Below are 7,750 nucleotides of genomic sequence, written 5' to 3' on the forward strand. Positions count from 1 at the left end.
GACCTGGGCCCAGGTCATCCAGCACCGGTTCCAGTCCAAGGGCGACCTGCACGAACACGCGGTCGGCAATCTGCTGATCGTCGCCCTGTGGGAGCAGCTCGGCGACCACGTGCAGGCCCTGGACCTGGTCGGCAAGCTCCTCGGCGCGCACGGCCGGGTGCTGCCCATGTCCGCCGTGCCGCTGGAGCTCCAGGCCCTCGTCAAGGGGCACGACCCGGACCATCCGGACCGGGTGGACACGGTGCGCGGCCAGGCCACCGTGGCGCTCACCCCGGGCGAGGTCCAGTCGGTGCACGTGGTTCCGCACGACCCGCCGGCCGTTCCCGAGGCGGTCGCCGCGGTCCTGGACGCGGACTGGGTGGTGCTCGGTCCCGGGTCCTGGTTCTCCTCGGTCATTCCGCATCTGCTCGTGCCCGATCTGCTGGACGCGCTGATCGAGACGAAGGCCCGGAAGGTCCTCTCGCTGAACCTCGCACCGCAACCCGGTGAAACAGATGGCTTCTCTCCGCAGCGTCATTTGGAGGTTTTGGGACGACACGCCCCTAAACTCGCCCTGGACGTGGTGCTGGCCGACGAGGCCGCCGTGCCCGACCGCGAGTCCCTCGCCGATGCCGCAAAACGGCTCGGCGCCGCGGTCGAGCTGGCGCCCGTGGCCTCACCCGACGGCGATCCGATTCATGATCCGGAGCTGTTGGCTGCCGCGTACGACCGTATTTTTCGGATGCATGGAAGGATCGGCCCATGGCGATGACGCCAGCGGTGAAGGACGAAATCTCTCGGCTTCCCGTAACCCGGACCTGCTGCAGGAAGGCAGAAGTCTCGGCGATTCTTCGGTTCGCTGGTGGGCTGCACCTGGTGAGCGGCCGGATTGTGATCGAGGCGGAGCTGGACACCGCGATGGCGGCGCGCCGGCTCAAGCGGGACATTCTCGAAATCTTCGGGCACAGCTCGGAGCTGATCGTGATGGCGCCCGGCGGGCTGCGGCGCGGCTCGCGCTACGTCGTGCGCGTGGTGGCGGGCGGCGACCAGCTGGCCCGCCAGACCGGCCTGGTGGACGGCCGGGGCCGGCCCATCCGCGGACTTCCCCCGCAGGTGGTCTCGGGGGCCACCTGCGATGCCGAGGCCGCCTGGCGCGGGGCCTTCCTGGCCCACGGCTCGCTCACCGAGCCCGGCCGCTCCTCCTCTCTGGAGGTGACCTGCCCGGGCCCGGAGGCCGCGCTCGCGCTGGTCGGCGCCGCCCGCAGGCTCTCCATCGCGGCGAAGGCCCGTGAGGTGCGCGGCGTGGACCGCGTCGTCGTCCGGGACGGCGACGCCATCGGCGCGCTGCTCACCCGGCTCGGCGCCCACGAGTCGGTGCTGGCCTGGGAGGAGCGGCGGATGCGGCGCGAGGTCCGCGCCACCGCCAACCGCCTCGCCAACTTCGACGACGCGAACCTCCGCCGGTCCGCCCGGGCCGCGGTCGCCGCGGGCGCCCGGGTGGGACGCGCGCTGGAGATCCTCGGCGAGGAGGTCCCCGAGCACCTCGCGGCGGCCGGACGGCTGCGCATGGAGCACAAGCAGGCCTCCCTGGAGGAGCTGGGCGCGCTCGCCGACCCGCCGCTGACCAAGGACGCCGTCGCCGGACGGATCCGCCGTCTCCTGGCGATGGCCGACAAGCGGGCCCAGGACCTCGGCATCCCGAGCACGGAATCCACTCTCAGCGAAGAGCTGGCCGACGGCCTGGTCGGCTGATCCGCGCCCCTCTGCCGACGAGCTGCGGGGGAACGCGCCGCGCACCCGCGGGCGTTGACGCTGCGTAATCGTCGCAGCGAGTGGGGCCGGGCAACCGGAAGCCCGTACTCCTACTGGGGAGTACGGGCTTCCGTCGTTCCTGTGGCCCCGCTCGATGTCACCCCTGAGGCTTCGGAGAGGTAGGGTCGGAGGCGGTCGGGGACATCCCATACAACTCGCCGGCGTCGAAAACCGGCGTACCTAACGAGGAGATCGGTTCGTGACGATCCGCGTAGGCATCAACGGCTTTGGCCGCATCGGTCGTAACTACTTCCGCGCGCTGCTGGAGCAGGGTGCGGACATCGAGATCGTGGCTGTCAACGACCTGGGTGACACTGCGACCACGGCCCACCTGCTGAAGTACGACACCATTCTGGGTCGTCTCAAGGCAGAGGTGAGCCACACCGCCGACACCATCACCGTCGACGGTCACACCATCAAGGTGCTCTCGGAGCGCAACCCGGCAGACATCCCGTGGGGTGAGCTGGGCGTCGACATCGTCATCGAGTCGACCGGCATCTTCACCAAGAAGGCCGACGCCGCCAAGCACATCGCGGGCGGCGCGAAGAAGGTCCTCATCTCGGCTCCGGCCAAGGACGAGGACATCACGATCGTGATGGGCGTCAACCAGGACAAGTACGACGCGGCCAACCACCACGTCATCTCCAACGCCTCCTGCACCACCAACTGTGTGGCGCCGATGGCCAAGGTTCTCGACGAGAACTTCGGCATCGTCAAGGGCCTGATGACGACGGTCCACGCGTACACGAACGACCAGCGCATCCTGGACTTCCCGCACTCCGACCTGCGTCGCGCCCGCGCCGCGGCGGAGAACATCATTCCGACCACGACGGGTGCCGCCAAGGCCACCGCCCTGGTCCTGCCCCAGCTCAAGGGCAAGCTCGACGGCATCGCGATGCGTGTTCCGGTTCCGACCGGTTCCGCCACCGACCTCGTCGTGACGCTGCAGCGCGAGGTCACCAAGGACGAGGTCAACGCCGCGTTCAAGAAGGCCTCCGACGACGGCGACCTGAAGGGCTTCCTGACGTACACCGAGGACCCGATCGTGTCCTCGGACATCGTCAGCGACCCGTCGTCCTGCACCTTCGACTCCTCCCTGACCATGGTCCAGGAGGGCAACACGGTGAAGATCCTCGGCTGGTACGACAACGAGTGGGGTTACTCCAACCGCCTCGTCGACCTGACCGTCTTCGTCGGCGGCCAGCTCTGATCCTCGGATCGGCAGGCACCTCGATGTGAGCACGGGGCTCGAACAGCGCAACGCAGCGCCGTTCGGGCCCCGCTGCATGCTCCCTCGTCCTCCAAGGAGTCCAGACAGATGAAGACGATCGACGAACTTCTCGCCGAAGGGGTCACCGGCAAGCGCGTATTCGTCCGCGCCGACCTCAACGTGCCGCTCAGCGGCACCACCATCACCGACGACGGCCGCATCCGCGCCGTCCAGCCGACCGTGGCGAAGCTGGCCGAGGCCGGCGCCCGAGTCGTCGTCGCCTCGCACCTGGGCCGTCCCAAGGGCGCCCCGGACCCGGCGTTCTCGCTGGCCCCCGCGGCCACCCGCCTCGGTGAGCTGCTCGGGACCGACGTGGCCTTCGCGACCGACACGGTCGGCGAGTCCGCCCGCGCCACCGTCGCCGCGCTCACCGACGGCCAGGTCGCCGTCATCGAGAACCTCCGGTTCAACGCGGGCGAGACCTCGAAGGACGACGCCGAGCGCGGCGCGTTCGCCGACCAGCTGGCCGAGCTCGCCGATCTGTACGTGGGCGACGGCTTCGGAGCCGTCCACCGCAAGCACGCCTCGGTCTTCGACCTCCCGGCCCGGCTCCCGCACGCCGCCGGCGACCTGATCGCCACCGAGGTCGGCGTCCTGAAGAAGCTCACCGACGACGTGCAGCGCCCGTACGCCGTGGTTCTCGGCGGCGCCAAGGTCTCCGACAAGCTCGGCGTCATCGACCACCTCCTGGAGCGCGCCGACCGCATCCTCATCGGCGGCGGCATGGCGTACACCTTCCTCAAGGCCCAGGGCCACGAGGTCGGCAGCTCGCTGCTGCAGGAGGACCAGATCCCGGTCGTGCGGGAGTACCTCAAGCGCGCCGAGGAGAAGGGCGTGGAGTTCGTGCTCCCCGTCGACGTCGTGGTCGCCCCGGCGTTCCCCGACCTCAAGACCAAGGCCCCGGCCCACCCCACCACCGTCGCCGCCGACGCCATGCCGGTCGGCCAGATGGGACTGGACAACGGCCCGGAGACCAACAAGCTCTACGCATCGAAGCTCGCCGACGCGGCCACCGTCTTCTGGAACGGCCCGATGGGCGTCTTCGAGCACCCCGATTTCGCCGAGGGCACCCGGGCCGTCGCCCAGGCCCTCGTCGACTCCTCGGGCTTCAGCGTGGTCGGCGGTGGCGACTCCGCCGCCGCGGTCCGCATCCTGGGCTTCGACGAGAACGCGTTCGGACACATCTCGACCGGTGGCGGTGCCAGCCTCGAATACCTCGAGGGCAAGACGCTTCCCGGCCTCGCCGCTCTGGAGGACTGACCTTTCATGACCACTCGCACCCCGCTGATGGCGGGCAACTGGAAGATGAACCTCAACCACCTCGAGGCCATCGCCCACGTCCAGAAGCTCGCCTTCGCCCTGGCCGACAAGGACTACGACGCCGTAGAGGTCGCCGTCCTGCCGCCCTTCACCGACCTGCGCTCCGTGCAGACGCTGGTCGACGGCGACAAGCTGAAGATCAAGTACGGCGCCCAGGACATCTCGGCGCACGACTCCGGCGCGTACACCGGTGAGATCTCCGGCCCCATGCTCGCCAAGCTGAAGTGCACCTTCGTCGCCGTCGGCCACAGCGAGCGCCGCCAGTACCACGCGGAGACCGACGAGGTCTGCAACGCCAAGGTGAAGGCCGCCTACAAGCACGGCCTGACCCCGATCCTCTGCGTCGGTGAGGGCCTGGACATCCGCAAGGCCGGTGACCAGGTCGCGTACACGCTCGCCCAGCTCGACGGCGCGCTGAAGGACATCCCGGCCGAGCAGGCCGAGACCATCGTGATCGCCTACGAGCCGGTCTGGGCCATCGGCACCGGCGAGGTCGCCACCCCCGAGGACGCGCAGGAGGTCTGCGGTGCGATCCGCGTCCGCCTCGCCGAGCTGTACTCGCAGGAGCTGGCCGACGCGGTCCGCATCCAGTACGGCGGCTCGGTGAAGTCCGGCAACGTGGCCGCGATCATGGCGCAGCCCGATGTGGACGGCGCGCTGATCGGCGGCGCCGCACTGGACGCCGACGAGTTCGTCAAGATCGTCCGCTTCCGCGACCAGTGAGTATGCGCTAGCGCGGATCCGTCGTACCCTTGCGGGGGCCAGGAGGGCAGCCTCCCGGCCCCCGTTGTTCGCACATGCAGTCAGGAATTCCGGAAAGTAGGGACCAGCCGTGATTTTGGGGTTCGAGATCGCCCTGATCGTCTTCAGCCTGCTGCTGATGCTGCTGGTGCTGATGCACAAGGGGAAGGGCGGCGGTCTTTCCGACATGTTCGGTGGCGGAATGCAGTCCTCCGTCGGCGGTTCCTCGGTCGCCGAGCGCAACCTCGACCGGATCACCGTCGTGGTCGGTCTGGGCTGGTTCGCATGCATCGTGGTGCTCGGTCTGCTCATCAAGCTGGACAACTGACCCGTCGTACGCGATTCCGGTGAGGGTGTAACTCCAACCACTGGACGCGCGTTGGGCCTTACGTAGACTGGGGCATCTTCGAGCACCATCACGCAGGGAGTTACGACCGTGGCAAGTGGCAACGCGATCCGGGGAAGCCGGGTCGGAGCGGGGCCGATGGGGGAGGCCGAGCGCGGCGAGTCCGCGCCCCGGGCCCGCATCTCCTTCTGGTGCTCGAACGGGCACGAGACGCAGCCGAGCTTCGCCCATGACGCGCAGGTACCGGAGACCTGGGACTGCCCGCGCTGTGGATTCCCGGCCGGCCAGGACCGGGACAGCCCGCCGGACCCGCCGCGCACCGAGCCGTACAAGACCCACCTCGCGTACGTGCGCGAGCGCCGCAGCGACGCGGACGGTGAGGCGATCCTCGCGGAAGCCCTCGCCAAACTCCGCGGCGAGATCTGACACCTCTCGTGCCTCAGTAGAAGTTGTTCACCGGCCGGACACCCCCAGGGTGTCCGGCCGGAACGCTTCTGCCGTGCCGCAGCCCGCCGTTGTCCCGTCCGCCGCCCTGATCAATTAAGTTGGTGGGGCAGCGGGGAACTGCGGTTACGAGAAGAAGTGGGCTGATGTCCGGGATGAACGCACAAAGCCGAACCAGGCTCAACCAGACGCCGGAATGGACCGCGCTGGGCAAGCACCGTGAGCAGCTCGGGAAGACCCATCTGCGACAGCTGTTCGCGGACGCCCCCGAGCGCGGCACGGATTACAGCCTGCGCGTCGGTGACCTCTACGTCGACTACTCCAAGCAGCTGGTCACCGACGAGACGCTCCGGCTGCTCCGTGAACTCGCCGGGGCCACCGGGGTCGCCGAGCTGCGCGACGCGATGTTCCGCGGCGACAAGATCAACACCACCGAGGACCGCGCCGTCCTGCACACCGCGCTCCGCGCCCCGCGCGATGCCGTGATCGAGGCCGACGGCGAGAACGTGGTGCCCGCCGTGCACGCGGTGCTCGACAAGATGGCGGCCTTCTCCGACCGTGTCAGGTCCGGGGAGTGGACCGGCCACACCGGCAAGCCGATCAAGAACATCGTCAACATCGGCATCGGCGGCTCCGACCTCGGTCCCGCGATGGCGTACGAGGTGCTGCGCTCCTTCACCGACCGCTCGCTCACCCTCCGCTTCGTCTCCAACGTCGACGGCGCCGACCTGCACGAGGCCGTGCACGACCTCGACCCGGCCGAGACGCTCTTCGTCATCGCGTCGAAGACCTTCACCACGATCGAGACGATCACCAACGCCACCTCGGCCCGTGACTGGCTCCTGACCGGCCTGAGGGCGGATCAGGACGCGGTGGCCAAGCACTTCGTGGCCCTGTCGACGAACGCGGAGAAGGTCTCCGACTTCGGCATCGACACCGCCAACATGTTCGAGTTCTGGGACTGGGTCGGCGGCCGCTACTCGTACGACTCGGCCATCGGCCTCTCGCTGATGATCGCCATCGGTCCGGACCGGTTCCGCGAGATGCTCGACGGCTTCCACCTCGTCGACGAGCACTTCCGCACCGCCCCGGCCGAGGAGAACGTCCCGCTGCTGCTGGGCCTGCTGGGCGTCTGGTACGGCGCGTTCTTCGACGCCCAGTCGCACGCCGTGCTGCCCTACAGCCACTATCTGTCCAAGTTCACGGCGTACTTGCAGCAGCTCGACATGGAGTCCAACGGCAAGTCCGTGGACCGGGACGGCAATCCGGTCGACTGGCAGACCGGTCCGGTCGTCTGGGGCACCCCCGGCACCAACGGTCAGCACGCCTACTACCAGCTGATCCACCAGGGCACCAAGGTCATCCCGGCCGACTTCATCGGCTTCGCCGAGCCGGTCGACGCCCTGCTGCCCGGCCTGGTCGCCCAGCACGACCTGCTGATGGCCAACTTCTTCGCCCAGACCCAGGCCCTCGCCTTCGGCAAGACGCCGGACGAGGTGCGCGCCGAGGGCGTCCCCGAGGAACTGGTGCCGCACAAGACGTTCCTCGGCAACCACCCGACGACGACGATCCTCGCCGACCGGCTGACCCCGTCCGTGCTCGGCCAGCTCATCGCGCTGTACGAGCACAAGGTCTTCGTCCAGGGCGCCGTCTGGAACATCGACTCCTTCGACCAGTGGGGCGTCGAGCTCGGCAAGGTCCTCGCCAAGAAGATCGAACCGGTACTGACCGAGGGCAAGGGCGCCGAACAGCTGGACAGTTCGACCGCCGCGCTCGTCGCCGCCTACCGCGAGCTCCGGGGGCGCTGAGCCGATGGCCACGGGGGAGGGGGCGGGCTG

8 protein-coding genes are annotated in these 7,750 nt (G+C 69.0%); all 8 read left to right on the plus strand.

Annotated features, from left to right (window positions below; all coding sequences use genetic code 11):
• A partial coding sequence (locus tag JGS39_RS33140; RefSeq protein WP_219573457.1) for a gluconeogenesis factor YvcK family protein occupies positions 1-751 on the plus strand: 751 nt, incomplete at its 5' end.
• The gene (gene whiA, locus JGS39_RS33145) at positions 742-1,731 is read left to right on the plus strand and encodes a DNA-binding protein WhiA (RefSeq protein WP_024494235.1); all 990 of its coding nucleotides are present in this window, start codon (positions 742-744) and stop codon (positions 1,729-1,731) included. The genes JGS39_RS33140 and whiA, both read left to right, overlap by 10 nt.
• A 259-nt stretch (positions 1,732-1,990) precedes the next feature.
• On the plus strand, positions 1,991-3,001 hold the full coding sequence (gene gap, locus JGS39_RS33150; protein WP_219573458.1) for a type I glyceraldehyde-3-phosphate dehydrogenase: 1,011 nt from the start codon (positions 1,991-1,993) through the stop codon (positions 2,999-3,001).
• A gap of 108 nt (positions 3,002-3,109) precedes the next feature.
• Positions 3,110-4,321: a phosphoglycerate kinase gene (locus JGS39_RS33155; protein WP_219573459.1), complete on the plus strand. Its 1,212-nt coding sequence runs from the start codon at positions 3,110-3,112 to the stop codon at positions 4,319-4,321.
• Between the two features lie 6 nt (positions 4,322-4,327).
• Entirely contained in the window at positions 4,328-5,104 is a 777-nt protein-coding gene (tpiA, locus tag JGS39_RS33160; protein WP_136328652.1) for a triose-phosphate isomerase, read from the plus strand.
• A 109-nt stretch (positions 5,105-5,213) separates the two neighbouring features.
• Positions 5,214-5,450 (plus strand): preprotein translocase subunit SecG, encoded by a 237-nt coding sequence (gene secG, locus JGS39_RS33165; protein ID WP_018104607.1) that lies wholly within the window; start codon positions 5,214-5,216, stop codon positions 5,448-5,450.
• 108 nt (positions 5,451-5,558) lie between these two features.
• Positions 5,559-5,894 (plus strand): RNA polymerase-binding protein RbpA, encoded by a 336-nt coding sequence (locus JGS39_RS33170; RefSeq protein WP_078622699.1) that lies wholly within the window; start codon positions 5,559-5,561, stop codon positions 5,892-5,894.
• Between the two features lie 173 nt (positions 5,895-6,067).
• Positions 6,068-7,720, plus strand: coding sequence for a glucose-6-phosphate isomerase (gene pgi / locus JGS39_RS33175; RefSeq protein ID WP_219573460.1), 1,653 nt, complete (start codon positions 6,068-6,070; stop codon positions 7,718-7,720).
• Positions 7,721-7,750: the final 30 nt, after the last annotated feature.

The sequence above is a fragment of the Streptomyces poriferorum genome (genome assembly GCF_019399235.1).
In the GTDB taxonomy this organism is placed as follows: domain Bacteria; phylum Actinomycetota; class Actinomycetes; order Streptomycetales; family Streptomycetaceae; genus Streptomyces; species Streptomyces poriferorum.